The organism is Saccharibacillus qingshengii, assembly GCF_013185195.1.
Classification (GTDB): domain Bacteria; phylum Bacillota; class Bacilli; order Paenibacillales; family Paenibacillaceae; genus Saccharibacillus; species Saccharibacillus qingshengii.
In genome coordinates this window covers 130,672-155,651 of the sequence record NZ_JAAZWC010000006.1, presented here as the reverse complement: position 1 = coordinate 155,651, position 24,980 = coordinate 130,672, and the positions used below count along the sequence as shown (strand labels likewise).

Genomic DNA, 24,980 nt, shown 5'->3' with positions numbered 1-24,980 from the left:
ACAAAACGACAGACCGGTTAACCGGCCTGTCGTTTTTTTGCGTGCTGTATTTCCGTACATCCATTTCACAGACAGACTGTAATCAGTGCTTGCCCGCATCTTCTTCGTTCAGGAAAGGCTTGTTGACGTAGAAGTACATGAAGCCCATCAGTCCGGCGCCGCCGACCAGATTGCCGAGCGTCACCGGAACCAGATTGTGCACGACGCCCGCCATGGAGATTTCGGCCGGATGCTCGACGACAAGCGCGATCGCGAATGTACACATGTTGGCGATACTGTGCTCGTAGCCCGAGATGAAGAAGCAGAAGACGAACAGCATCATCGCGAACATTTTCGCTCCGTTTTCTTTCATGAACATCGGCACGAAGAACGCCATACAGACGAGCCAGTTACACAAAATCGCGCGGAAGAACAGCTGGCTCGTCGGCGCTTCCATCTTGTGCTGAACGACGTTGAGCAGGAAGGCGTTGATATCCGGCGAAGCGAACAGCCCCGTCAGGAAAATGAATCCCGCGAACAGTGCTGCTCCCATCAGGTTGCCCGCATAGCTCATGCCCCACAGCTTGAAGACTTCGGTCCATTTCATCTTTTTGCGCAGCGCGGCGTACGTGTAATAGAACGTATTGCCCGTAAACAGGTCGCCGCCTCCGTACGAGATCAGAATGATTGCCGCCCCGAACGCGATCGCCGCCATCGGATAAGCCATCGGCGACTCCACCAGGTAGAAGAAGCTGCCCGCGCGGAAAGCCACGATAACGCCGAAGCCGATAAACATACTGGCCAGAATAGAGCGCAGGATATAGCGGACGACGCTTTGCTTGTAAATCTTGTGCTTTTTGAGTGCCAATAACTCTACGTTTCTAAGAGCTTCTGTTTCCATGTCGACCTCCGCTATCGCCTGAATTTTGTAGGTACGGACCGGGAAAAAGTTCCGCGGATGCGATTGTTTTATGCTTAACACGTCCGTTTGCCTTTGAATCATTCCCTCATTGTAACGCAGAGCGGCAGCGAGGGGTATGGGGATGACGAATTATTTTGAATTTTAGTAGTATAAATTTATATTGGGCTCACACGCAGGTTCAACTTGTGCTTTCGGGATAGCTCGTACAAGTCGCCGGAGATGATCAATTTTAACGTATTGACATGATCCAGCAGGAAAAATTCGTGTCCGCCAATTTTCTTGGGATCAAGAACAAGTTTGAAAAGGAATTTAACCGGCTTACGGGACGTCTGATGCACGGAAGCGGCGATCACCGCTTTGCGTCCGTAGTCCGAGCGTTCGTACCCCCGCTGATAAATCCGCTGCGGGGATACTGCGATTCCAGAAAATAATAATCCATATGCTCAAGCACCCCTTTCCGACTCAGGTCTCTCTGTTCATTATAAGAAATACGCCGGCAGCAAAAAAGCCGCCTTGTCCCGAAAGACAAAACGGCTTGATGCGCGTTCGTTTGAAACGCAATCCGTACGATCACTGCGGCACACGCCGGATTAAGCCTGCGCCAGTTCCGAAGCCGCCTCCGCCCGGCGTTCCTTGGCGTAGAACACGTAGACCAGCAGACTCAGCAGCGCGATTCCCGCCATCGTCCACTGCACGTAGGACGGCGGCAGCGCGTCGAGCATGCGGCCGGCCGTAACGGAGAACAATCCGCCGCCGACGGCGCAGCCCGCCATCAGAATGCTGGTATTGCGCGCGATATTGCGCGGCATCAGCGTCTTGGCATACACAAGCGTCACGACATACAATCCGGACAGCGTCAGGCCGAGCAGGACGATCAAGACGTAGCCGACCGCCGCGCTGCGGTTGAGCGCAAACAGCGACAGCAGCACGATCATGCCGCCCCAATGGATAAACAGATATTTGCGGTAGCCCAGTTTCTCGGCTTCGTAACCCGCGAACATCCGCCCTGCGATCATCGCTCCCCAGAACACGGTCACACTGATCGGGGCGGTTGCGGCGTCGGCCATGCCCGTCTCCAGCATCAGCGAAGGCAGGTAATTGACCAGTCCGATATCCGTAGCGCCGTAGAAGAAGAACAGCAGAACGAAAGCCGGAAGCATCAGCGCACCCGGCGAGCGCAGAACCCGCTTGAGGCGTGCCGACGGATGGTTGGTCGCCGCGGCGGCCACGACCGCCCCGACCGGGCCGGATGAAGCGGCACCGGCCGGAACCGCGTTGGGCACTTCGTTCTGATGTGCCGGCCGGAACAGAGGTTCCGCGTCGCCGAAGCGGGTGAAGCGCAGGAACACGGACAAGAAGACGCAGTAAGCCGCAATGCCGAACAAGGCGTAATTCCACAACCCGCCGACGATCAGCATGCCGATAGTCAGCGGCAGCAGCAGCGAGCCGACGCCGAAAGCGACTTCGAGGCGGCTCATGGCAATCGCCGCATTGGACTGCAGTCCTTCCAAGATGACGGCCGCAATCACCGATTCGATAATGCCTCCGAGGAATCCGGCGGCGGCGAATCCGGCGAGCAGAAGCGGCCAAGACGGCAGGAACGCGATCATCAGGTAGGAAGCCGCCACGCCCCATGCGCCGATATGCAGCATCGCTTTTTTGGACATGCGGTTCGCCAGCCACGGCTGGATCAGCATACCGAAGATCGAAGCGCCGAATTCGATAAAAATCAGTGCGCCCGCGTCCGTATAGACGCGATCGTAGAGCGGCAGCAGGACGGTGATGATCGAAGCGACGGTAACTTTGATGAATCCCATGAGCAGATAGAACAGGCTGCCCATCCAGACGAGCTTTTTCAAACGGTATTCAATCCTCCTTCCCTGTATCCGTACACGCGTTAGGCGGAAGCGGCTTGGCCGCTTGATCCGCTAGGCGTTAGGCTTTCCGATTACGAAAACGGTTTACATGAAAGATTATACCGAAAATAAATGACTCGTACAGGGGTTTTCAAGAAAATACCGCAATAAACTTTATGACTTGCAAAAAAACCTTTCATAACAAAACGCATACGCAAAAACCGGATTCCGCCTATCGCGGAACCCGGCCGGATGTTACTGCCCCAACTGCTGGAATTGATCCATCAATCCCTGGATATTCTGGATGGTCTGCATCACTTCGGAATTCTGCAGCAGTTCCGGCGTGAACTCGCCCGCTTCGATCCGCTGCTGCAGTTCGTCCACCTGCGTATTCAGGCTGGCGTTATAGCCGGTGAGCTGTTCATGCAGTCCCTGCGCAAATCCCGGTACCTCAGTCTTGCCGAAATCGGCGATACTCTGCTGCACCTGATCCAGCTCCTGCGACAATTTCTCCTGGGCCTGCGGATCGTTGACCGCATTCTGCGCCAGCTGCGGAATATCCTGCGCCCACTGCGACGCATCGTTGATATAAGCGACGGCGTCGCTCGTATAGCCGACGGAACGGTTCACTTCTTCGACGGCCGAGCAGCCCGCAAGCGGAACGGCGAACAGGGTCAGGGCCAAGATGATCTTCTTCATGGTGCATGCACTCTCCTCGTTGCGCGAACCTTTCCGCCTCGCCGCGCAGCGGCGGCGGGGATTCGCGTCTGTTTGCGTTACATACTCCGCATGACCGGATGAGGTTTCAGTTCCGCACATTAGAAATCGATGAGAAAAATGTCGAATCCTTCATTTACCCGTGCCGAATCCGCCTAATGCCAGCCGCTTCCCGCCTGCGGCTTAGAGGTCCCGGATCGGCACATACAAGTCCGCTTCGCAGTAATCGGCACGTGCCAGCGCAATATCGATATATTCGAAGTGATGGCCGTGAGCCTGCTCGTACGGCGAGTTCAGAATCCATTCGTCCATGTAATTCCAGATCTCGTTCAGCTGCAAGATGGTCAGATGCTCCGGATGAAAACGGCCGATATATTTGAATACCGCGTATTTGCCGGCCGGAATCTCGGCGGTGTCCCACTCCGGCGCGAGGCCTTCCAGCGAATACACTTCGGCGGACGTCAGATAATCCGTCGTTTTCGGGCTGCACTCCGGCGGATACAGCGTCAGTCCGATATAGACGCCGGGCTTCACTTTATTCGGAATCTTCGCATACTCTCCGTAGAAAAAGTTTACGCCGTGCGCATTCGCCGTATAACGCTCGAAATTTTCCGCGATCGGAATATTCGCTTTGCGTCCGGCATACAAACTGCGCGGCTTCATGACGAACGTCGGCTCAAATACGATGCCTTGGCGGATTTCCTTGAGTACCGACGGATCGAAGCGCTCCACCAGCCGGATCTCTTCGGTGCCCCGGCGAAACTGGGCGGGCGTCACGCCGAACTGCCGTTTGAACGCGCGGATATACGACTGTTCGTGATCGAAACCGTACGCCAGCGCCGTATCCAGCACCGTTCGGCCTTCTCCCGCTTCCAATAGGGCATGCGCGCTGGCCGACAGCTTGCGGGTCCGAATATATTCCATCAGCGGAAGCCCTGTGGCCGCGCGCATCAAGCGGTGCAGATGGAACTTCGACAAGTAGGCATGCTCCGCCAGTTCGTCGAGTACGATTTTGTCCGCCAGACGGCGTTCCACTTCTTCCAGCACGCGTTCGATCGTCCCTAGCGTCTCGGTCCCGCCCGGAATCCCCCGGTTGACCAGCTGCAGGCTGTCCGCCGGTTCCGGCAGGACGCTGCGCGGTTCCCGTTCGCTTGTCCGGTTTGTTTGACTGTTCGGTTGATGAGGCTGCGCTCTCTCGTTCATGTTCCCGTTCTCTCTTTCGGCCTTGTCCCGCTGCGTGCCGGGCTCCCTTACAGCTTCTATCCTAACAAAAAACGCCGAAAGCGTCAGCTTCGGCGTTGGGCTGTTACGGCGTTCAGATTTCCTTTTGCGGCAGGGAGGATTGGGTCACCCCTTGACTGAGCTTCCCGCCACACCCTGAATGATGTAGCGCTGCCCGATCACGAAGACAAGCAGCATAGGCACAATCCCGGCTGTCGCCGCCGCCATCATTCCGTTGTAATCCACGGTGTTCTCGAGAATGAAATTCTGGAGCCCCAACGGGACCGTAAACAGATTGCGGTCGAGCAGGAAGACCAGCGCATTCTCGTAATCGTTCCAGTGCCAGGAGAAATCGATGATGGCGAGCGTCGCAAGCGCAGGCTTGGCGAGCGGCAGCATCAGCCGGAAGAAGATCCGAAAATGCCCCGCTCCGTCGATAAACGCCGCTTCGGTAATCTCGCCCGGCACCGAGAGAAAGAACTGCCGCATCATGAATACGCCGAAGATCGTAAACATGCCGGGCAGAATCAGCGCAAGGTGCGTATTGTAAATGCCGATCGCATCGAACAGGATGAATTTCGGCACGAACAGCACCTGCGGCGGAACCATCATCATCGACAGATACAGCAGAAACAGCGGCTCGCGGCCTTTGAACTTGATTCGGGCAAAGCCGTAGGCGGCAAGGGACGAGAGGAACACCGCTCCGACTGTGCTGATCAGCGAAATTTTCAGCGAGTTGAGATAGTAGGTGGCGAAGCCTGCGGGACCTGTCCAGACCCGGATATGATGTTCCCAGTTCAGGATGGTCGGAATCCATTTGACCGGGTAGACGAACACTTCGGCCGGCGACTTGAACGAAGTGCCGATCATCCAGACGAAAGGCATAATCATCAGCAGGGCGAATCCCGACATCAGCAGGGTCAGCAGGACGCGCCCCGGCTTGATTCCGCTATCTTGGCGGACGCGGCGCTTGGCTTCGTCCGAGCGGCTTGGCACCGGGCCGGCCGAATCGATTTTGACGTTTTCCATACGATCAGCCTCCTTTTAATAGTGAACCCAGCGCTTCTGTCCGATCCATTGGAGCACGGTGAACACCAGAATGATCGCGAACAGCGCCCAGGAAATCGCGGAAGCATAGCCCATCTCGTAATAGCGGAAAGCGTTCTGGTAAATGAACAGCGACAAGACGGTCGTACTGTCGCCCGGTCCGCCCTGGGTGATCGCCTGAATGATACCGAATGTCTTGATCGACATGATCAGCCCGGTGACGAGCAGCAGGAACGTCGTCGGACTGACAAGCGGCCAGATGACCCGGTGCAGGATCGCCCAGGGACGGGCTCCGTCGATCCGCGCGGCTTCCACCAGTTCTTCGGGAATTTCCTGCAGCGCAGCCAGATAGATAATCATGTTGTAGCCGAGCATGAACCAGATCCAGATGATATCGATCGCAAACATGGCGCTTTCCGTCGCGGACAGCCAGCCCGGCGGATGGTCGATCCCGATCGAACGCAGAAAGCCGTTGATCGGACCCGAAGTAGGTTGAAACAGCAGCATCCATACAAAGGCAACCGCTACGCCGCTCGTGATATACGGCATGAAATACAGGGCGCGCAGCGTCTTTTTCCAATAGACCGCTTTGTTGAGCGCCGCCGCCACCAGAAAAGCCAGCAGGATCGAGACCGGCACCGACAGCAGGAAGATCAGCGTATTGCGCAGCGCCGTGTAGAACTGCTCGTCCCCCAGCATCCGCTCGATATTGGCGAAGCCAACGAAAGAGATCGCCGGATTCATAAAGGTGTAGTCGGTAAACATCAGGTAAAACGAATAAACGGCCGGCAGAATAAAAAACAACAGCACGCCCAGCATATTCGGTCCGATAAACGCGTATCCCAGCAGACTCTGGCGTTTCAGCCATGATTTGCCCATCTCGCTCACTCCTCCGCTTGTGTTCTTCCTCCAGCATACGGTTCGAGACGTCGGCCCGGAAGGAACAGAACCCCGGAATTCATGCGACAAAAACACTCAATTCGGCGCCAAAACCAAGTTCGTCCCACAAAAAAGCGGCGCATGGATTCGTTCCATCGCCGCTTGAACATGTGGACCAAAGCTGCCGGGCCGATTACTTGTTTTGGCTCAGCCATTCGTTGTGTTTGTTGACCATGTTCGCCGCCGCCTGCTCCGCCGTCTGATCGCCGAGGAAATATTTCTCGTATTCCTGGGCGCGCATATCGACCATCTCCTGCGACAGCTCGCGGGTAAAGGTCGGGATCTTGCTGTCGAACAGCACGTATTCCAGCGAAGCTTTGTCGTACGTATCCGCATGCTCGCCGAGCAGGCGCTTCAGCGCTTCGCTTGGATCCGCGGCGCTGGAAGCCGGAAGGCGGCCGCCCGGCGCCATCGGCATCATGCCTCCGTCGGCGTACCACTGAAGGAACTTCCAGGCTTCTTGCGTGTGCGCCGACTTGGCATTGATCGAGATAAAATCGCCCACGCCGCCGCTGGTTACATAATCCGCTTCGTCATCCACAAGCCGGGGCACCGGAGCAAAAGCGATCTTGAAGTCCCGCGGGAACTCGTCCATATTGTTCGAGCTGCGCAGCAGCCATCCGCCGATATTCAGCATCGCGGCCTCGCCGCCGAGGAACATGTTCTCTACCGGCATTTTGGAAGTCAGCTGCTCGCCGAGCGGCGGACTGGAAGCATCTTCGCTCATCATGGCGTTCAGCGTCTCCAGCCACCGGATCGCAAGCGGATCATCCATGTTCGACGTTCCGTCTTTTTTGGTATAGCCGTCCGTCACCATAACCGAATCCAGCGGATCGGAGAACGACGCGGTATGCTGGACCAATCCGTATTTGAAGCCCGACTCTTTGAGTTTGCGTGCGTATTCGCGCGCTTCGTCCCACGTCCACTGCTGCGGAACCGGCAGGCCGGCCTGCTCGAGCGCATCCGCGTTCAGAGCGAAAAACGTCGTGTTCTTGCTCGTCGGCAGACCGTAATACTTGCCTTCGATCTTCCAGGCGGCCGCTTCCTCTCCGATCATCTTGTCGATATCGTAATCCGGGAATTCGGCCATATCGAGCGCTACGCCGGATTTGATCCGTTTGTCCAGATTGGACATGGCGTAATTCACGAACAAATCGACGTTCTGCCCTGTGGAGAGCGCCGTATCGAGCTTGAGATTGCCGTCGTCGTCATTCACATAGCGCACATACTCCACCTGGATCTCCGGGTTCTGCGCATTCCAGTCGTCCACCACCTGCTGCGGCCCGTTCTCCGCCGGCACGCCGCCCCACATCGTCAGTTTGACCGGCCCGTCGGCTGCTTTCTCCGTCTGACCGCCCGCTCCTGCCGCCTGCTGTCCGGATCCCATACCGACACAACCTCCGAGCAGCGACGCCAGCAGTATGCCCGCTGCCGCGGCGCCCCATCCTTTTTTCGCCATACCCTTCATTTTCTCGACCTCCCTGGACTCGAAGTGGTTGCCGCTTTCCTTTTCAATGTATCAGGGAAGCGCTTCCTTTTTTAGTGACAAATCCACGTTTCGGGCGGAAGAAATCTGTGCAGTTTGCGAAAAAGGAAAGCGGCGTCGGCACTGCGTTTTCTTCTATCGGCCGATTTTACCGCTGCTGGTCCGTTCGTCCGCGGCGGCCAGATGACGGTATTGGCTGGGCGTGACGCCGGTCCATCTTTTGAAAATTTTGATGAAATAGTTGTCGTTCGCAAAACCCGTCCGCTGGCCGATCTCGTGGACCGGCAGATCCGTTTCCTTCAACTGTTCCGCGGCCCGGGCAATCCGGACGCCGTGCAGATAATAGATCAGCGTGTAACCGGTCTTCTTCTTGAACAGGGCGCTGACGTAATTCTCGCCCATCATGACATACCGCGACATGGACTTGACCGTGATATCGTTCTCGTAGTGCGTATGGATATACTCGACGATCCGGCGCACTTCGGGATGGGCGATCGCACTCTCGTGCTGCGGCCGGAACGTGTCCCGGTACGAACGCTCTCCACCGTCTTCCGGCAGGGCCTCCGGACTTGGGGAAGACGTTTCGCCGCCGATCTCGCCCGCCGCTTCGGTCAATTCGGCGCCCACTTTGCGCAGCGTATCGCGCAGCGAATTGACGCTCATCGACAGCTTCAGAATATAGTTGGACGCCCCGTATTCCATCGCCTGGCGCACGTATTCGAACTCTCCCATGCAGGTCAGCATCACGAACTTGCTCCGCACCCCTTCCGCGCGGACGCGCTTGAGCAGCTCAAGTCCGTCCAGCCCGGGCATGACGATATCCGACAATACCAGATCCGGCCGTTCGCGGCGGATGATATCCAGCGCTTCCTCCCCGTTGCCGGACTCCCCGATCACGCGGAACCCCAGCTCTTCCCAGGAGATAATCTCGCGTACCGATTCCCGGACAAAGACCTCATCTTCCACCAGCAGTACGGTCCACATGTTCTTCTCCCCTTTCGCTCAGAATCGGACCGGACGGTTCGGCGCCGGAACGGTAAGGCGTCGACAGCAGAAACGGAATCCGGACACGGACACGGGTGCCGGCAGAGCTGCCCGGCAGCGTCTCCAGACCGCCTTCGCCCCGGTACAGCAGCTGCAGGCGCTCTTTCAGGTTCGGGAGCCCGATTCCCTGCCGCTCTCCGGCCCTTTTCAACCGGCGCGACTGCTCCATCCCGATCCCGTTGTCTTCGACTTCCAGCGTCAGTCTTCCGTCTTCGCGGTACACGCGAATCCCGATTTCGCCCCGTGCGGGCAGATTCGCCACGCCGTGCCGGATCGCATTCTCCACCAGCGGCTGCAGGCTGAGCTTCGGCACAAGCGCATACTCCAGTTCTTCGTCGAACTCGCAGGTCACCGTAAAAGCGTCCCGGTAGCGCATCCGCTGGATATGCAGATAAGCCTGCACCAGCTCGATCTCGTCTTTGAGATGGATCAGCTCCACTTCGGAGGCGAGACTCGCTTCCAGCAGCTTGCCAAGCGAGACGCACATTTCGGTAATATCGTCGCTTCCGCTGCGGATCGAACTCCATTTCATCGTATTGAGCGTGTTCAGCAGAAAATGCGGATTCATCTGGGCCAGCAGCATATGCACGCGTACGGCTTCTTTTTGGCGCTCCTCCGCTTTGAGCCGGCGGATCAGCTCGTGCGTATCGTCCAGCATCGTATTGAACGTCCGCGTCAGCTCCAGCACTTCGCCGCGGCTGCGTTCCTCGGAGATCCGTACACGCAGATTTTTGCTCGCGGCTTCTTTCATACGATCCTGCAGCAGCGACAGCGGACGGGTGAATGCGGCGGAGATCATGAACGCAAACAGGATAAACACGGCGGTCAGTCCGTAAAAGGTAAGAAAATACCGGCTTTTCAGCTCCGAAATTTCCGCAAACAGCACATCCAGCGGAATCCGGCTTACCATGTACCAGTCCAGCGGTTCGACGTAAACATAGTTGACCAGCATCCCCGAGTCCCGGTCCGTCACATACCGCTGCGGGCCTCCCGCCCGAATCGCCTTCGTGACCGATTCCGTCAAAAAGGCGTCTTCCGTCGAACCGGCCAGGCGCTCTCCCGTACCCGTCATCAGGAAATACTCCTGTCCGCCCGGCGATTCCTTGAGCGCGGAGCGAAACCAGGACGAATAATCGATCGCGATCCGGGCCAGGCCGTACGGCCTGCCGCTGTCGTCGCGCATATAGGCGTACAGCGACAGCAGGTACGGTCCCGACGAAATTTCGCGCAGAATATTGTTCCCGTCGCGCGGATCCCAGCGGTAATAAAGACCGCCCGGCGCGGCGGAATCCGAGGCCGGCAGTTCGCCGGGAACGAACGGCTTGGCCGAAGTCCCGCCCGGCGATCCGGGAACCGAAGGAGCTTCGCCCAGTTGGGAAACGAACAGCTCCCGGTAAGGCGCGTATTCAAGCTGTTTGCGGGGCGGATAAGAAGTGTAAACGCTATCATAAAAATCAAGCAGCGTGAAATAGACATACGGATTATAGAGAAAGAAGCTGTTGCCGAGCGATTTGAATTTTTCTTCGACCAAAGCCTGATTGTCGAGCGACGTGCGGGCTTCGGGATGCTGGAGCGCACTGCGAACCGAGGAATCCTGCTCCAGAAAAATAAGCGTCTTGTAGGCGATACTCATCTGGTCTTCAAGCATCCGGTTGAGCTGAACAAGCTGCTCCCGGCTCTGCCGGCTGATCTTCTCTTCGACAAGCCGTTCGATCTGGCGGTAGTTGTACACGTTGAGCAGCGCAAACGGCACCAGAATCAGCAGTACAAAAGCGGCGAACAGCCGATGTTTCAATTTCTGCGGCATCAGCGATTTCCAGGACGCCCGGCGCAGCCGGACAGGCAAAGGCTTTCTGTACATCGGCGTCTCGCTCCTTCACAAACGGGGAATTGCCTACATTATACCACCCGGCCGCCGGCAGGAAGGCGGCCGGGCCGGATTCGTCTCAAATTGCATGGATATGTGCAACAAGGCGGACACGAGGCACTGGCACGGGCAGGAAACATTCGAAAACCGCGTAGATTTGTTCTATCCGGCCGCGGCGCAGCCGGCAGCAGGCGTAAGGCGGACGTCTCAGATCCGGCGCCGGCGCCGATACTCCGACGGGGGCATTCCGGTGTCTTGCGTGAAGACGCGGCTCAGATAGAAGCCGTTCTCGTAGCCGCAGCGTTCGGCGATCTGGGCGAGCGTCAATTCGGTATCATCGAGCAGACGCCGGGCTTCGCGCAGCCGGACGGCTTTTAAATAATGCGAAGGCGTCTCGCCGAACGCCGCCCGAAAGCGGCGGGTCAGCCGGACGGGGCTAAGGCCAAGTTCCGCGGCCAGCGCTTCCAGGAGCAGCGGCGCTCCGGCGCGCGCTTCGATTGCGGCGGCCGCCCGCGACATGAGGGCGTCTTCGCTGAAGCGGCGCTCCGGGCGGACCGCCCGGCGGCGTTCGGCTTCGTACAGCAGCAGCAGGTCGAGCGTCAGATGGGCGACCCAGCGGCCTTCGGCCTTGGGATTCCGCTCGGACGCCTCCCGAAGATGTGCGCAGGTCGAGCGCAGACGCCGGACGTCTTCGAACGCGATCAGCCCCGGCTCCAATCCGCAGGGTCCGTCGATGGCCGCTTCCCATTCGAACTGCACGTAATGGAACGTCAGCGGGGTGATCGCTTCCCGGCGCAGCCTCCCTCCGGGCGGACACAGCACGGCCGAACCGAACCCCGCTTCGCCGTCAAGCGGCAGAACCGGCAGCGGAGCTTCGTTGGCCGGAATCTCCGGTCTCTCGACGGTGAACCGGAATGTGCCTTCCTCTACCACAAACATCGTCCACAGCCCGTAGCGGTCTTCCGCCAGATCGAAACGGACTTTGCCGTTCCAGTAAACATGCTCGACGATCCGCATCTCCTCGCCTCCTTTGCTCCGTTTCGCTTAACGCAGGGATAACTGAAATAAAGTATAAGCCATGCGCCTGAATTCTGCATGTAAAAGCTTCTCTGCTCCTCCTATGCTGAAACTATGGATATCCCCCAATCGAAAAGGAGCGTGAAGACATGCGAAACGAAACGATAGAAAGCGATATTACGGTGGTAGGCGGCGGACTGGCCGGGGTCTGTGCAGCGATTGCGGCGGCGAGGCTGGGGCGATCGGTCTCGCTGGTTCAGAACCGTCCGGTACTCGGCGGCAACTCCAGCAGCGAAGTGCGCGTCTGGGTATGCGGAGCGACGGCGCACGGCCTCAACCGCTATGCCCGCGAGAGCGGCATCATGGGAGAACTGTTCCTGGAGAACCAGTATCGCAATCCGGAAGGCAATCCGTATCTCTGGGATCTGGTCGTACTCGAAGCGGTAAAAGCCGAGCCGAATCTGACGCTGTTCCTGAATACGGACGTGCACGAAGTCGAAGCGGAAGGACCGGAAGAAAACCGGCGTATCGTCTCGGCGGTCGGATGGATGATGGGTTCGGAGCGCAGGATCGCGTTCCGGAGCGGGGTATTCGTGGATTGTACCGGCGACGGCCTGCTCGGTTTTCTGGCCGGAGCCCGGTACATGCTCGGGCGCGAAGCGCGCAGCACCTATAACGAGGAATGGGCGCCGGAGATCGCAGACGATATCACGCTGGGCAGTACGATGCTCTTCTACACCCAGGACGCGGGCCGGCCGGTGAAGTTTGTTCCGCCGTCTTTTGCCAAAGACATCTCGCAGACGTCCATCCCGCTCAAACGGATGATCCGAAGCGGGGATTCCGGCTGCCATTATTGGTGGATCGAATGGGGCGGCGAGCACGACACCGTACATGATAACGAGCAGATTCGCGACGAGCTGGCTTCGGTCATCTACGGCATCTGGGACTATATCAAAAACTCCGGCCGGTTCGATGCGGGCAATCTGACGCTCGAATGGGTCGGTTCGCTGCCGGGCAAACGGGAGTACCGACGCTTCGTCGGCGACTACGTGCTGAACCAGAACGATATCGTCGCGCAGCGGGCATTCGACGACGGCGTGGCGTTCGGCGGCTGGTCGATCGACCTGCATCCGCCGCAGGGCATGTATGCCGAAGAAAGCGGTTCGAAGCATTACCATATGGACGGCGTGTACCACGTCCCGTTCCGTTCGCTGTATTCCGCGAACGTATCCAATATGCTGATGGCGGGCCGCAACATCAGCGCTTCGCACGTCGCGTTCGGCACGACGCGCGTGATGGCGACCTGCGCGGCCATCGGCGAGGCCGCGGGCACGGGGGCCGCGCTCTGCTCGGCCCTGGGCGTGACGCCGCGCGAGCTGCGCGCGCGGCACACGGATCTGCTGCGCCGGACGCTGATCCGGCGCGGGGCCTCGATCGTCGGCGCGCGAAGCGGCGACGAAGCGGACCTGGCGCGCGGCGCGGCGGTCTCGGCGTCCGGCGCGCTCCGGCGCCTCGCGCTGGAGACGCCCGGCGAAGCGCATCCGCTTGCGCGCGACGCGGCGCTGCTCTTCCCGGCGGACCCCGGCGTGTCCGGCGTGTCCCTGCTGTTGTCGGCGGATGAAGACGCCGAAGTGACCGCCGAGCTGTGGGACACCGGCCGCGGCGAGAACTATGTGCCGCATACCCGGCAGGCGGCGGCGACCGTCTCCGTCGAAGGCGGCGAAGCGCGCTGGGTGCGCTTCGATCTGAATGGGCGGCCGGAGACGCCGCGCAACGCGTTCCTGATCGTACGGGCGAATACGGCCGTGCGGCTGTACCGGTCGGCCGAGCCGCTGAGCGGGGTACTGGCTTTCGAGCGCGGCGGCGAGGCGCGGGTCTCGCAGGATCTGGAGGACCGCCTGGCCGACCAGCCGATCGTCGAATGGCAGATGCACGGCATGGCGCGGAAGCCGTTCTGCTTCCGCCTGGAATCGGCGACGGAAGCCTATGCGCCGGAGCGCGCAGTGAACGGTTATCACCGCCCGTTCGCCGGACCGCAGATGTGGCGGTCGGAGCGGATGGACGGCGGCGTGAACCCGGGCGCGCAGCAAGCTTCCGCACCGCCAATCGAGCCTTGGCTGCGGCTCGATTGGGACGAGCCGCAGCACGTCGCCGAGATTCATCTGACGTTCAACGACGACGTCAATGAAGACCTGGTGAACCTGCATCACCACCGCACGGATTTCGACGTGATCCCCGAGCTGATTCGCGATTATCGGCTTGAAGCCGCCCAAACGGACGATACGCAGGATTCGAACGCAAGATGGACGACGCTCGCTTCCGGGCAGGGCAACCGCCGCCGGCGAATCGTCCATAAGCTGGCGCAGCCGGTTCCGCTCCGCAGCCTGCGCCTGGTCGTCGAAGCGACCAACGGCAGTCCTTATGCGGAACTGATCGAGATCCGCGTGTACGAGCGCGACCCGGAAGCCGCGGCGGAGATTCGACCGACCGCCGATTGACGGTCGGCGGTCGGTCTGAAGCTCTGTTCCGGCGGTCGCCCTTTCGTTCTCTGTTCGTCTCTCGCGCCGTTTACCGGCCGCACTCGATTCCCCAACCGCAATTTACCTTCACATGCAGCGCGCGTCTGATGGCCCCCGGGCTATCAGACGCGCGTATTTGCTTATGCCGTTGGGCGGCCGGAACTCGATACCGCCCGCACTTTACGTGCAGGCGTTGAAGATCCGCAGCCAAGTATTCCCGTTCCGTGTCCGTTTTCCGATCCCGCTCCTCGCTCGTTTGTTCCGATCTGCGCAAGAACGGTTCATTTCTCCCTGCTCTTCTGAGGCATACTGAAAGCAGGCGGGCTGCCCGCCGGAGAGGAGGATTCCATTTCCATGCAATCCCATTCCACAAATTCAGATGTTCCTAAGGAGGACTTCATTTCCATGCAACCTACGGCTTCCGCTTATTCGATCCGACATTTTCGCGAAAGCGACTTCCCGGCACTTGGTGCCTTTTACAATCAAACGGCCGAAAGACGGCGCGTCACCTTCTGGTGGGTCGGCGATCCGGAGAACTGGCCGAACGTCTACTGCGCGTTCGAAGACGACAAGATCATCGCCAAAGGCCAGGTGGACGTATTCAGCACCATGCCGCCTACAGCGAAACCGTCGAGCAAACACCGGATCTTTTTCAATTTAAAAACGCTGCCTGAACGCGAAACCGATACGAACCTGCTCGGCGCGATGTACGAGGTTCTGCATGCCCGGGCACTGGAACTCAAAGCCCTTCTTCCCGACACGCACGGCACGCTGCTGGGCTTCGGCAACTACGCGGAAGAAGCGGCCAATACCGGTTACTTCACCTCGCGCCCGGAATTCTCGCCGCTGAAGCGGCAGTATCGGATGTGCCATACATTCGCGGAGCGACGCTCGCCGGACGCCGACGCAACCGTGGGCACGGAGGGGTCTACAAATGCTTTCCCTCTGCCGGACGGTTACACCTGGCGCGAATACGACGTATTGAGCAGCGAACTGGCCGATGACTATCTGGCGCTGGACATGGAGATCTGGCCGGAAACGCCGATCGGGGCGGATCGACTGGGCGATCTGTCGTCGCGCAGCGGCTGGCGGATGCTCCAGATTCACGCGGACGGTAAGGCGGCCGCAAGCCTCATGTACTGGGTATCGGACGGCGAGACGGGCGAGATCGAAGAAGTGCTGACGCGCTCGAAGCATCGCAGACGCGGCCTGGCTTCGGCTCTGCTGAACCGGGCGCTGTCGGAGATTCGGTCGCGCGGCTGCGCGGATGCCGAGCTGGACGTCGAAGCGCTCAACGAAGACGCCCTGCGCGTGTACCAGGCGGCAGGCTTCGAGATCGAGACCGAAGAGCAGCGTTACGCGGTGGAATTGTAGCGTTTATCTTTGGATAGACAAGGGGAATTTTCGATGGACACCCGTTCTTTGAATGCTCATGCTCTCCATGATGGATCGTCGCCTTTTACTCTGGAAGCTACAACGCCAAACGGGTCACCGCGCAAATGTCCGGCAATCGTTTTTCGCACGATGGGAAGCGACGACGTCGGCCGCCTCGCGGATATCGACCGTTCCGAAGAGATCGAGCGAATCTGCCGCATCGAAAACGGACGCGAAATCTGGACCGAAGCCGGACACGAGTGCCTCGGCTGGGATAAAAAACAGCTTGACGAACTCCGGCTCCGCTTCCTCTCCGAGCTGGAACGCGGAGGCGCGGCTGTCGGCGCTTACGACGGGGAACGGCTGGCCGGCTTCGCTCTGCTGGGCCACCGCCCTCCGGGATTCCAGGCCGATATGCTGACGCTTGAATTGATGTACGTCGGTCGGCCTTATCGCAGGCGCGGGATCGCTACGAGATTGATGCAGCTGCTCAGCCGCACAGCGTCCGCTCGCGGCGCGAAGTCCTTGTATATCTCTTCTACCGAAACCAGCTCGGCCGTCGGTTTTTATCGGAGCATGGGCAGCGAATATACATCGGACCCCGATCCGGACATGCTGGCGAAAGAGCCGCTGGATATTCATATGATCCGGCCGCTGCCAGACGTTTAGCCACACGACAAAGAAGCCATTGCTGCCTCATTCTGTTCAAAACGAGCTTGCTGCCACACCGGAACAAAACTATTTTGCGGCGCTGAACGTCTATTCCATCGCGGAAGCGCAGCTCCTGCACGGCTTCTCCAGCCTGGCCGTTTACTGCGGCGAGAGGATGTTCGGCTGCGGGCTGATCCGACCGGATCTCTGCAATAGACCTTGAAGGAGCACGACCCATGAACGAACTTACCTTGGACGATATCCGTGCGCTTTTTCAACAACACGGAATCAATGAGAAAATCACCCATATCCGTCAGCTGTCCGGGACGACCGAAGGCCTTGTGCTGAAGCTGGACGCCGAGCGGGGCGAATCTTATATTCTAAAATTCGAAACGCCCGGCGAGATCCGCACCGTCGAACGGCTGCTTCGCGCTTACGAGCGATCGCCGCTGCTGCCCAAGGTTCTGTTCACGGCCGAAGACGGCTCTTATTTCGCTTATACATTCATGGAAGGCACGACCCATTTCAATCGCGGAGCCAAAAAAGACTGGATGGCGCGGCTGACGAAAGAACTGCTGAACCGATATGAAGAATGCGAACAGGAAGCTCCGTGGGGACGGATCGGATACGGACCGAGAAGAACCTGGAAAGAGTTTAACGTCTTCGGCATCGAAGAAGCCCGGATCCATCTGAACGGTACTCTGCCGCAAGAAGATTACGAGGATGTGTTATCCGCCGCGGAGCGGTTATTCGAACACGATGCCGGCCAAGGCCGAAAATACCTGCTGCACGGAGACACCGGCGTCCACAACTTCGTGTACCGCGAGGAGGCGCTGGTCGGCGTGATCGATCCTTCGCCTATGGTCGGGCCGATCCTGTACGATTTTCTGTACGCGTTCTGCTCGTCGCCGGACGATCTGAATATCGAGACGCTGATGAACGCTTACGAACAACTGGAACCGGGCACGGCCGACCGCTCGCGGCTGATCGAAGAAACGCTGATCCAGCTGTACTGCCGGACCGGGCTCAGCGTCAAGCATCATCCGCACGATCTGGCCGGTTACCTGGAAGCCTGGACGTACTGGAAGACGTTATACCGGCGGTAAACAGAAAAAGAACGACGGCACACAAAGGAGACCTTGAACCATGCCTTCATCCTATTCGAAAAAAATCCAGCAGGAAAACATCGCCAGCCGATCTATCCTGCGCTCCGCTTATCTGGAGCGCCAACTGCAGCCTCTGTACGGTCTCGGTCCCTGGAGCGAGTGCCGCTATTGGCTGCGGGGCTTGAACGATACGTACCGGGTGCGCACCGCGGACGGCGGCGCTTATATGCTGCGCGTATACCGAGCCGAAGCGCTCGAAGAAGAGATCGTCTTTGAGCTGGAACTGCTTGAGCGGCTGCAAAGCGAATTGTCCGGCACGGCAGCCGAGGCTTCGCCTGCGGTAAGACTGTCGGACGGCAGGCTGTACTCGGCGCTGCAGGCACCGGAAGGCATCCGCTTTGCGGCGCTGTTCCAAGAAGCGGACGGTACGGAAGATCCGCTGCAGAGCGAAGAAGCCTGCCGCGCATTCGGCCTGTCCGCCGCCGCTCTCCACGCAGCGATGGACAGACTGTCCGCCGGAACCGGGGCGGACGGCGCCAACGGAAAACCTTTGCCGCCGCGTGCTCCGGCAGACCTGGATATGCTGCTCCGCCGCCCGCTCCGGATCGTTCTTGGCTATATCGGCGAAGATCATCCGGAGGCTCCTTTCCTGCGCCGCTATGCGCTGGGGCTGGAGACGGCTGCTGCCGAAGCCGCGGCGAACGGGCTGGATTTCGGACTGTGCCACGGCGACATGCACGGCAACAACAACGCGCTGCGGCAGGCGGATCGGTTTGCGCATTTCGACTTTGAGTTTGCCGCACCCGGTTGGCGGGCCTGGGATCTGGCTCAGGTCAAGAACCGCAAGCGGCAGTCTGCCGAGCAGATCGAACCGCTGTGGCAGGCGTTCCTGGCAGGCTACCGTTCTATCCGTCCGTTCACGGAAGCGGATGAAGCGGCTGTCGGAACGTTCGCGCTCGTCCGCCGCTTCTGGACCATGGGGCTCGACGCGGAGCTTGCGCCGATGTGGGACGGAGCCCTGGATTTCGGCGAAGACTGGCTCGCCGGCTTTGTGGAAGAATTCCGCCGCAGCGAGATCGGCCAAGACGCGGCAGTCATCCCGGAAGCTTAACCAAGACGCGGCGAAGGCCGCGCGGCTCCCAGACAAAAAAGGACGGAAAGCGCGGCCCCCTGCCGCGTTCCGTCCTTTTTTGAACCCTAGATAAGTGTCCGTCTACAGCAGACCTTCCGCCGCATACAGGTCCAGCGCCGTCTGCACGATCCGCTCGTCGATCCCCGACCGCCGCGAGATGCGCCGGGCCCAGGTCTCGTCCCCGAACGGATCGCTCTCATGGAACAATCCACGGTCGCTGCTGATCTGCGATTGACCGTTCTCATACTCCCAATGCACGACCCGGTCGTTACAAAGGCGAATACGCCGTTCCACAAGCGGCAGCGACAGCAGACTCTGCGAGTAAGCGGCGGCTTCCCGAAATTCCGATTCTCCCGCCGGATTCAGATTGAATTCCGCATGGCTTTCTTTGCCGCCCGGACGGATGTAGCGAATCAGAGCTCTGCCGCCGTCCGAAGCGACCGCGATATCCGCCCCGGGAAAAAAGCCGGAAAGCGGCGATTCGCTGTATCCTTCGGTATCCGGATCGACGAGTATCGGCTGAAGCCATTGGTCGCCGAGGTCGCACAAATACCGTCTTCCGCTTCCATCCATCGCAATCACGGCCGCATGCGCGTCTTCGGTACCCAGGTGGTCGCCGACCGGGTAGCACACGACCCCTTCGCTCCGCAGCTCGTCCATGAGCCACAGGGCCAGATCGAAGCAGTTCCCGGATGTGCCGTACTGGATACGGTGTTCGCGCATTCGAGCTACGCTTCTTGGCTTGAACGGCTCGCCATTCGCATGCAGCCAGGCTTTCGTGATCGTCTCCATCGGAAACTCATCAAAACGTTTCCATACCCGTAAAATTTCTTCCGTCGCCTTCATTCGAGTTTCCATTCACCCTTCCCTTTCGGATCGGCCCATCCGCTTTCCGAAAGTGAGCATTTCCATTTTCAATTGCCGATTGATATAGATTCTACTGTATATTTAACCAACAGCCAATGAATCAATGGTCTCAGAACACGTTTTCGGGAAAATAAAAAAGCCCCTCCCTTTTCGCCGGAATACGCGTCAGGTCCGGTTTGCCGATCGCGGACGGTTGCTTTATCATATAAAGAAAGTTTGCCGGCTGCCTAGTACCCTTTCAACTCTTAATCCGAGGTTTACGTTTTCCTGAACTAACAATTCCGTCGGAGACTTCGTACACGCTTCAAGTACGAAATCTCAGGGGAGCGTAACCTTACCTTTAGTGTTGATAAGGTACCAGGGCAGACCCGACACAGGAGGGCTATACCATGAGCGAAAAACGCGGATTGACCGCGGAAGATCTCTACCGCTTCGTCTGGGTGGGCGCACCCGACGTCTCGAAAGCGGACGGACGCATCGTCTACACCGAACGGACGGTCAACGCAGCAAAAGACGGCTACCACACACGAATCCGAGTGCTTTCGCCTGACGGCTCAAAAGACACGGTATTCACATCGGGCGAGCAGGATGCTTCCCCGAGCTGGTCGCCGGACGGCAGCCGATTGGCCTTTGTCCGCAAACAGGGCGACAAGCGCCAGATCTGGCTGCTTCCGGCAGACGGCGGCGAAGCCCGCGTGCTGACGGATCTGCCCGAAGGCGCGGGAGACTTCGCCTGGGCTCCCGACGGTTCCAGACTGCTGGTCTCTTCGCAGTCCGAAGCAGCGCTCGGCGGCTCCGACGAGGAAGTTCCCTATCCAGGCAGCGGATCGGCCACCGAACCGAACGCAGACGTGTCCGGACCGGACAAGCCGCTCGCAGAAGTGGTAGTCGACCGGATCCGCTACCGAGGCGACGGATCGGGACTGTGGAACGGCAGACGGAATCATCTGTTCGTCGTGGATGCCGCGAGCGGCGAAGCGAAGACGGTGACCTCCGGCGCGTTCGATATCGGCAGCTTCGCCTGGTCGCCGGACGGTTCAACGATCGCTTATACCGCCTATATTCCGGAAGACGGCGAAGACGGGGTCGATCCGGATCTGCTGTGGATCAGCGATCTGTACGTCGCGGATGCTTCCGGTGGCAGCCGCCGGAAGCTGACCGATTCGAGCTGGAGCGTCGGGCAGCCGGCTTTCTCGCCGGACGGTTCGAAGATCGCGTTCTTCGCAAGCGACCATTCTTATCACAATGCGACGCTGAACCGGCTGTACAGTATCCCGGCCGAAGGCGGAGACATCGTCTGCCTGGCGGACGACCGCGATCTGCTGATCGGCAACTTTGTCGTCGGCGATATGCGCTCGGGGCTCGGTTCGCCCGAACCGCTGTTCGCCGAAGACGGCCGTTCGGTGTACGCGCTGTTCACGCGTCACGGCAGCGCCGGTCTGGCCCGCTTCGCGGCGGACGGCTCCGGTCACGAAGTGCTGCTGGAAGGCGATCGCGACGTGTACCAATTGACGCCGGACCACCGGGGAGGATTCGTTGTGGCGATCTCCGATCCGCTGAATCCGGGCGATCTGTACCGCTTCTCGCCGGATACGGGAGAAGAAACGCGTCTGACCGACGCTAACAGCGCCTGGCTGGGGGAGCATGAACTCAGCGCGCCGGAATCGTTCTGGATCGACACGCAGGACGGCCTCAAAGTCCAGGGCTGGATCATGAAGCCGGTCGGCTTCAGTGCGGCAGACTCTTCTTCGGAACCGAAGAAAGTACCGACGATCCTCGAGATCCATGGCGGTCCGCATATGATGTACGGCCATACGTTCATGCACGAGTTCCAACTGCTTGCCGCCCAAGGCTGCGCCGTCCTCTTCTCCAATCCGCGCGGCGGACACGGCTACGGCCAGGAATTCGTCAACGCCTGCCGCGGCGATTACGGCGGCGGCGACTATCGCGATCTGATGGAGATCGTCGATTACGCGCTGGCGAACTACGATTACGTCGACGAGACGCGCCTTGGCGTAACGGGCGGCAGCTACGGCGGCTTCATGACCAATTGGATCGTCGGCCACACGGACCGCTTCAAGTCGGCCGTGACGCAGCGCTCGATCTCGAACTGGATCTCCTTCTACGGCGTCAGCGATATCGGCCCGTACTTCACCAAAGACCAGATCGGCGGCGATCCGTGGCAGGACACGGAACTGCTCTGGAAACATTCGCCGCTCGCCTACGTGCAGCAGATGCGCACGCCGCTGCTGATCCTGCACGGCGAGCAGGACCTGCGCTGCCCGATCGAACAGGGCGAGCAGCTGTTCATCGCGCTCAAGCGCCTCGGCCGCAAGACCCGGCTGGTTCGCTTCCCGGGCGCCAGCCACGACCTGTCCCGCGGCGGCCACCCATCGCTGCGGGTGGCGCGGCTGTCGTATATCGCGGGATGGATGGACGAGCATTTGTAAGTTTCGCTTCCCTGCCGGATTTTCTCCGCCTCCTCACAATCCCGTATGCAAGCCTGCCGCTTCGGCAGGCTTTTTGCGTACAGCCGGAAGCCGGAGCAGCGGGCAGTGCCTGCATGTACCTCCGCCCCTCCCCTCCACCCCGTGATCTATCTCACATCCTCCACCCCACTAACCCTGCTATGATAAAAAGTTTCGAATACCACATCCCTCTTCGAGAAACAATGGCTCGTTCGGGTATTTGTTTTCTTTTTCACAAAATCGACGCAAAGCTTTGACCCTTTCTTGAAACTGCTTGTTCTGCGCTCTAATCCGGCAAAAACCCCCGATATACTGAACTCAATTCATTTGCAGAAAATGAAACAGAGAGAACAGGAAAGGGGATTACCGCATGGTCGTCGATACCGTACTGTGGAGCCGGCTCGTTACCGGGCTCACGCTGTCGTTCCACGTTATATTCGCTACGATCGGAGTCGCGATTCCGCTGATGGTTGCCATCGCCGAATTCGTAGGGATCCGCAAAAAAGACAATCATTATACGCTGATGGCCAAACGCTGGACAAGGGGATTCGTCATTTCCGTGGCGGTCGGCGTAGTCACCGGCACCGCTATCGCGCTGCAGTTGGCGCTGGTCTGGCCGAACTTTATGCAGCTGGCGGGCAACGTCATCGCCCTGCCGCTATTCATGGAAGTATTCGCCTTCTTTTTCGAAGCGATCTTCCTCGGGATTTATTTGTACACCTGGGACCGTTTCCGCAATCCGTACCTGCATTGGCTGCTGACCGTACCGATCGTGCTGGGAGCCGCCATGTCGGCGTTCTTCATCACGTCGGTCAACGGTTTCATGAACCAGCCGGGCGGCTTCGTGCTGCAAGCGGGCCAATTCATGGCGGTGCATCCGCTCCAGGCCATGTTCAACGAAGCGACGCCGTCCAAAGTATTCCACGTGCTGGCTTCCGCCTACATGACGGGTGCCGCGCTGTTGGCCGGGATCGCGGCTTTCTCCATTCTCAAGAAAGGCGCGACCGATTATGCCAAAAAAGGCCTCAAGCTGATGATGGGCGTCCTGCTGCTGTTCAGCTTTTTGACCGCGATTGCGGGCGATACGTCGGCCAAGTTCCTCGCCCAGCATCAGCCGGAGAAACTCGCCGCGGCCGAATGGCATTTCAAGACGGAGCAAGGCGCCGATCTGATCTTCCTCGGCTGGCTGAATGCGGAACGCGAGATTATGGGCGCCCTGCATCTTCCGAAAGCGCTCAGCTTCCTCGCTTTCAGCGATTTCAACGCGGAAGTGACCGGTCTCGACGAGTTCCCGGTCGACGAACAGCCTCCGCTGTTGGTGCATTATCTGTTCGATGCCATGGTCGGAGTCGGCTTCGCGCTGCTGGCGCTGTCGGCGCTGTTCTTCCTGCTCTTGCTCTGGAAAAAGCGCAATGAACTCAACCGCTGGATGCTGCGCGCGATCGTATTCGGCGTGCCGCTTGCTTTCCTCGGCGTCGAGCTGGGTTGGTTCTATGCGGAAGTCGGACGGCAGCCGTGGATGATTCGCGGCTATATGCGGGTCGAAGAAGCCGCTACGACTTCGCCGAGCATCATGATTCTGTTCTTCGTGTTCCTGCTGCTCTATATCCTGCTCGGTACGATGTGCGTATTCGTTCTGCGGCGGCTGTTCCGGGATAACCCGGCCGAAGTCGAACTGGAAAAAATCGCAAAAACCAAGCAGCAGGCACTCGCGGGCGACAACTCATCGGAAGAAGGTGGCCTCGCATGAGCTGGAGCTACGAAATTCTCGGCATTTCCGTCTTGTGGATCTTTCTGTACGGCTATCTGATCGTCGCCTCGATCGACTTCGGCGCGGGCTTCTTCGCTTTCTATGCGCGCCTGACGGGCAACGACCATCTGATCAACCGGCTGATCTCGCGCTATCTGTCGCCGGTCTGGGAGATCACGAACGTGTTCTTCGTCTTCTTCTTCGTCGGTCTGATCGGGTTCTTCCCGGACGCGGCGCATTATTACGGATCGGCGCTGCTCGTTCCCGGCAGTATCGCCATTATCCTGCTCGCGATCCGCGGCTCGTTCTATGCGTTCGAGAACTATGGCTCCAAGAAAAATATCGTATTTCTGTTTCTGTACGGCGCGACCGGCCTGCTTATTCCGGCTTCGCTGTCCGTGGCGCTGGTGCTGTCCGAAGGCGGATTTATTAGCGAAACCAACGGCATTGTGACACTGGACTATCTGGCGCTGTTCACCAGCCCTCTCGCGTGGAGCATCGTCGGTCTTGCCCTGACTTCCGTTTTGTTTATCAGCGCGTCGTTCCTGGCTTTCTACGCTTCCCGGGCGGACGATCAGCCGGCGCTGGAACTGATGCGCGGTTACGCGCTGTTCTGGAGCACGCCGACGATCATCGCCGCGTTCACGTCCGTGCTGTACCTGAGCCAGCATAACAACCGCCATTTCCAGAACATGATGGATCTGTGGTGGCTGCTCGGACTGTCCGTGTTCTTTTTCCTGATCGTGCTGTGGCTGCTGTTCAAAGGCCGCCGCTACGGCTTGGCGTTTATCGGCCTGATGCTGCAGTTCCTGAGCGCTTTCTTCGCTTACGGCATCGGTCATTACCCGTATATTCTCGATCCGTACATCACCGTTCAGGGCGGGGCTACGCAGGAAGCGATGGGGATCGCGCTCGTGGTCGTCTTTATTGCCGGCCTGCTGCTGCTGATTCCGTCATTGGCGCTGGTCTTCCGGTTGTTCCTGTTCGATGCGGATTATGTCAAAGGCAAAAAGTGAGG

19 protein-coding genes are annotated in these 24,980 nt (G+C 59.0%); 8 read left to right on the top strand and 11 right to left on the bottom strand.

Annotation, left to right across the window (positions count from 1 at the left end; translation table 11 throughout):
• Positions 1–82: 82 nt before the first annotated feature.
• The 10 genes from HRQ60_RS07570 to HRQ60_RS07525 form a co-directional block, all read right to left on the bottom strand.
• Positions 83–880 carry a formate/nitrite transporter family protein gene (locus HRQ60_RS07570; RefSeq protein ID WP_172195048.1) on the bottom strand — a complete coding sequence of 266 codons (798 nt, stop codon included), beginning with the start codon at positions 878–880 and terminating at the stop codon, positions 83–85.
• A 611-nt stretch (positions 881–1,491) separates the two neighbouring features.
• Positions 1,492–2,760, bottom strand: coding sequence for an MFS transporter (locus HRQ60_RS07565; protein ID WP_172195047.1), 1,269 nt, complete (start codon positions 2,758–2,760; stop codon positions 1,492–1,494).
• A gap of 252 nt (positions 2,761–3,012) precedes the next feature.
• Complete coding sequence (locus tag HRQ60_RS07560; RefSeq protein ID WP_172195046.1) at positions 3,013–3,456, bottom strand: DUF6376 family protein; 444 nt, start codon at positions 3,454–3,456, stop codon at positions 3,013–3,015.
• A 201-nt stretch (positions 3,457–3,657) separates the two neighbouring features.
• Complete coding sequence (locus HRQ60_RS07555; protein ID WP_172195045.1) at positions 3,658–4,677, bottom strand: AraC family transcriptional regulator; 1,020 nt, start codon at positions 4,675–4,677, stop codon at positions 3,658–3,660.
• A 144-nt stretch (positions 4,678–4,821) separates the two neighbouring features.
• Entirely contained in the window at positions 4,822–5,607 is a 786-nt protein-coding gene (locus HRQ60_RS07550; protein ID WP_246281221.1) for a carbohydrate ABC transporter permease, read from the bottom strand.
• Between the two features lie 132 nt (positions 5,608–5,739).
• Positions 5,740–6,621, bottom strand: coding sequence for a carbohydrate ABC transporter permease (locus HRQ60_RS07545; protein ID WP_172195043.1), 882 nt, complete (start codon positions 6,619–6,621; stop codon positions 5,740–5,742).
• A gap of 193 nt (positions 6,622–6,814) precedes the next feature.
• Positions 6,815–8,149, bottom strand: a complete 1,335-nt coding sequence (locus HRQ60_RS07540; RefSeq protein ID WP_172195042.1) for an ABC transporter substrate-binding protein — start codon at positions 8,147–8,149, stop codon at positions 6,815–6,817.
• Positions 8,150–8,302: 153 nt separating this feature from the next.
• Positions 8,303–9,151, bottom strand: a complete 849-nt coding sequence (locus tag HRQ60_RS07535) for a response regulator (RefSeq protein WP_172195041.1) — start codon at positions 9,149–9,151, stop codon at positions 8,303–8,305.
• Positions 9,123–11,072: a cache domain-containing sensor histidine kinase gene (locus HRQ60_RS07530; RefSeq protein ID WP_172195040.1), complete on the bottom strand. Its 1,950-nt coding sequence runs from the start codon at positions 11,070–11,072 to the stop codon at positions 9,123–9,125. The genes HRQ60_RS07535 and HRQ60_RS07530 overlap by 29 nt, the downstream gene beginning before the upstream one ends.
• 213 nt (positions 11,073–11,285) lie before the next feature.
• Positions 11,286–12,095 carry an AraC family transcriptional regulator gene (locus tag HRQ60_RS07525; protein WP_172195039.1) on the bottom strand — a complete coding sequence of 270 codons (810 nt, stop codon included), beginning with the start codon at positions 12,093–12,095 and terminating at the stop codon, positions 11,286–11,288.
• Positions 12,096–12,244: 149 nt separating this feature from the next.
• Between HRQ60_RS07525 and HRQ60_RS07520 the strand changes: the two genes are divergently transcribed.
• The 5 genes from HRQ60_RS07520 to HRQ60_RS07500 all read left to right on the top strand — a co-directional run bounded on the left by HRQ60_RS07520 (position 12,245) and on the right by HRQ60_RS07500 (position 18,856).
• Complete coding sequence (locus tag HRQ60_RS07520) at positions 12,245–14,593, top strand: FAD-dependent oxidoreductase (protein ID WP_172195038.1); 2,349 nt, start codon at positions 12,245–12,247, stop codon at positions 14,591–14,593.
• 426 nt (positions 14,594–15,019) lie between these two features.
• Entirely contained in the window at positions 15,020–15,988 is a 969-nt protein-coding gene (locus HRQ60_RS07515; RefSeq protein WP_172195037.1) for a GNAT family N-acetyltransferase, read from the top strand.
• 33 nt (positions 15,989–16,021) lie between these two features.
• Positions 16,022–16,657 (top strand): GNAT family N-acetyltransferase, encoded by a 636-nt coding sequence (locus tag HRQ60_RS07510; protein ID WP_246281208.1) that lies wholly within the window; start codon positions 16,022–16,024, stop codon positions 16,655–16,657.
• Between the two features lie 218 nt (positions 16,658–16,875).
• Positions 16,876–17,745 carry a phosphotransferase gene (locus tag HRQ60_RS07505; RefSeq protein ID WP_172195036.1) on the top strand — a complete coding sequence of 290 codons (870 nt, stop codon included), beginning with the start codon at positions 16,876–16,878 and terminating at the stop codon, positions 17,743–17,745.
• A gap of 40 nt (positions 17,746–17,785) precedes the next feature.
• Entirely contained in the window at positions 17,786–18,856 is a 1,071-nt protein-coding gene (locus HRQ60_RS07500) for a phosphotransferase enzyme family protein (protein WP_172195035.1), read from the top strand.
• A 102-nt stretch (positions 18,857–18,958) separates the two neighbouring features.
• Here the strand turns inward: HRQ60_RS07500 and HRQ60_RS07495 are convergent, their stop codons facing one another.
• Positions 18,959–19,735 (bottom strand): hypothetical protein, encoded by a 777-nt coding sequence (locus HRQ60_RS07495; RefSeq protein WP_172195034.1) that lies wholly within the window; start codon positions 19,733–19,735, stop codon positions 18,959–18,961.
• 398 nt (positions 19,736–20,133) lie between these two features.
• Here HRQ60_RS07495 and HRQ60_RS07490 point away from each other — a divergent pair, with 398 nt between their 5' ends.
• The 3 genes from HRQ60_RS07490 to HRQ60_RS07480 all read left to right on the top strand — a co-directional run bounded on the left by HRQ60_RS07490 (position 20,134) and on the right by HRQ60_RS07480 (position 24,978).
• Positions 20,134–22,194: a S9 family peptidase gene (locus tag HRQ60_RS07490; RefSeq protein WP_172195033.1), complete on the top strand. Its 2,061-nt coding sequence runs from the start codon at positions 20,134–20,136 to the stop codon at positions 22,192–22,194.
• Between the two features lie 388 nt (positions 22,195–22,582).
• Positions 22,583–23,962: a cytochrome ubiquinol oxidase subunit I gene (locus HRQ60_RS07485; protein WP_172195032.1), complete on the top strand. Its 1,380-nt coding sequence runs from the start codon at positions 22,583–22,585 to the stop codon at positions 23,960–23,962.
• On the top strand, positions 23,959–24,978 hold the full coding sequence (locus HRQ60_RS07480; RefSeq protein ID WP_172195031.1) for a cytochrome d ubiquinol oxidase subunit II: 1,020 nt from the start codon (positions 23,959–23,961) through the stop codon (positions 24,976–24,978). Before HRQ60_RS07485 ends, HRQ60_RS07480 begins: the two co-directional genes overlap by 4 nt.
• Positions 24,979–24,980 lie beyond the last annotated feature (2 nt).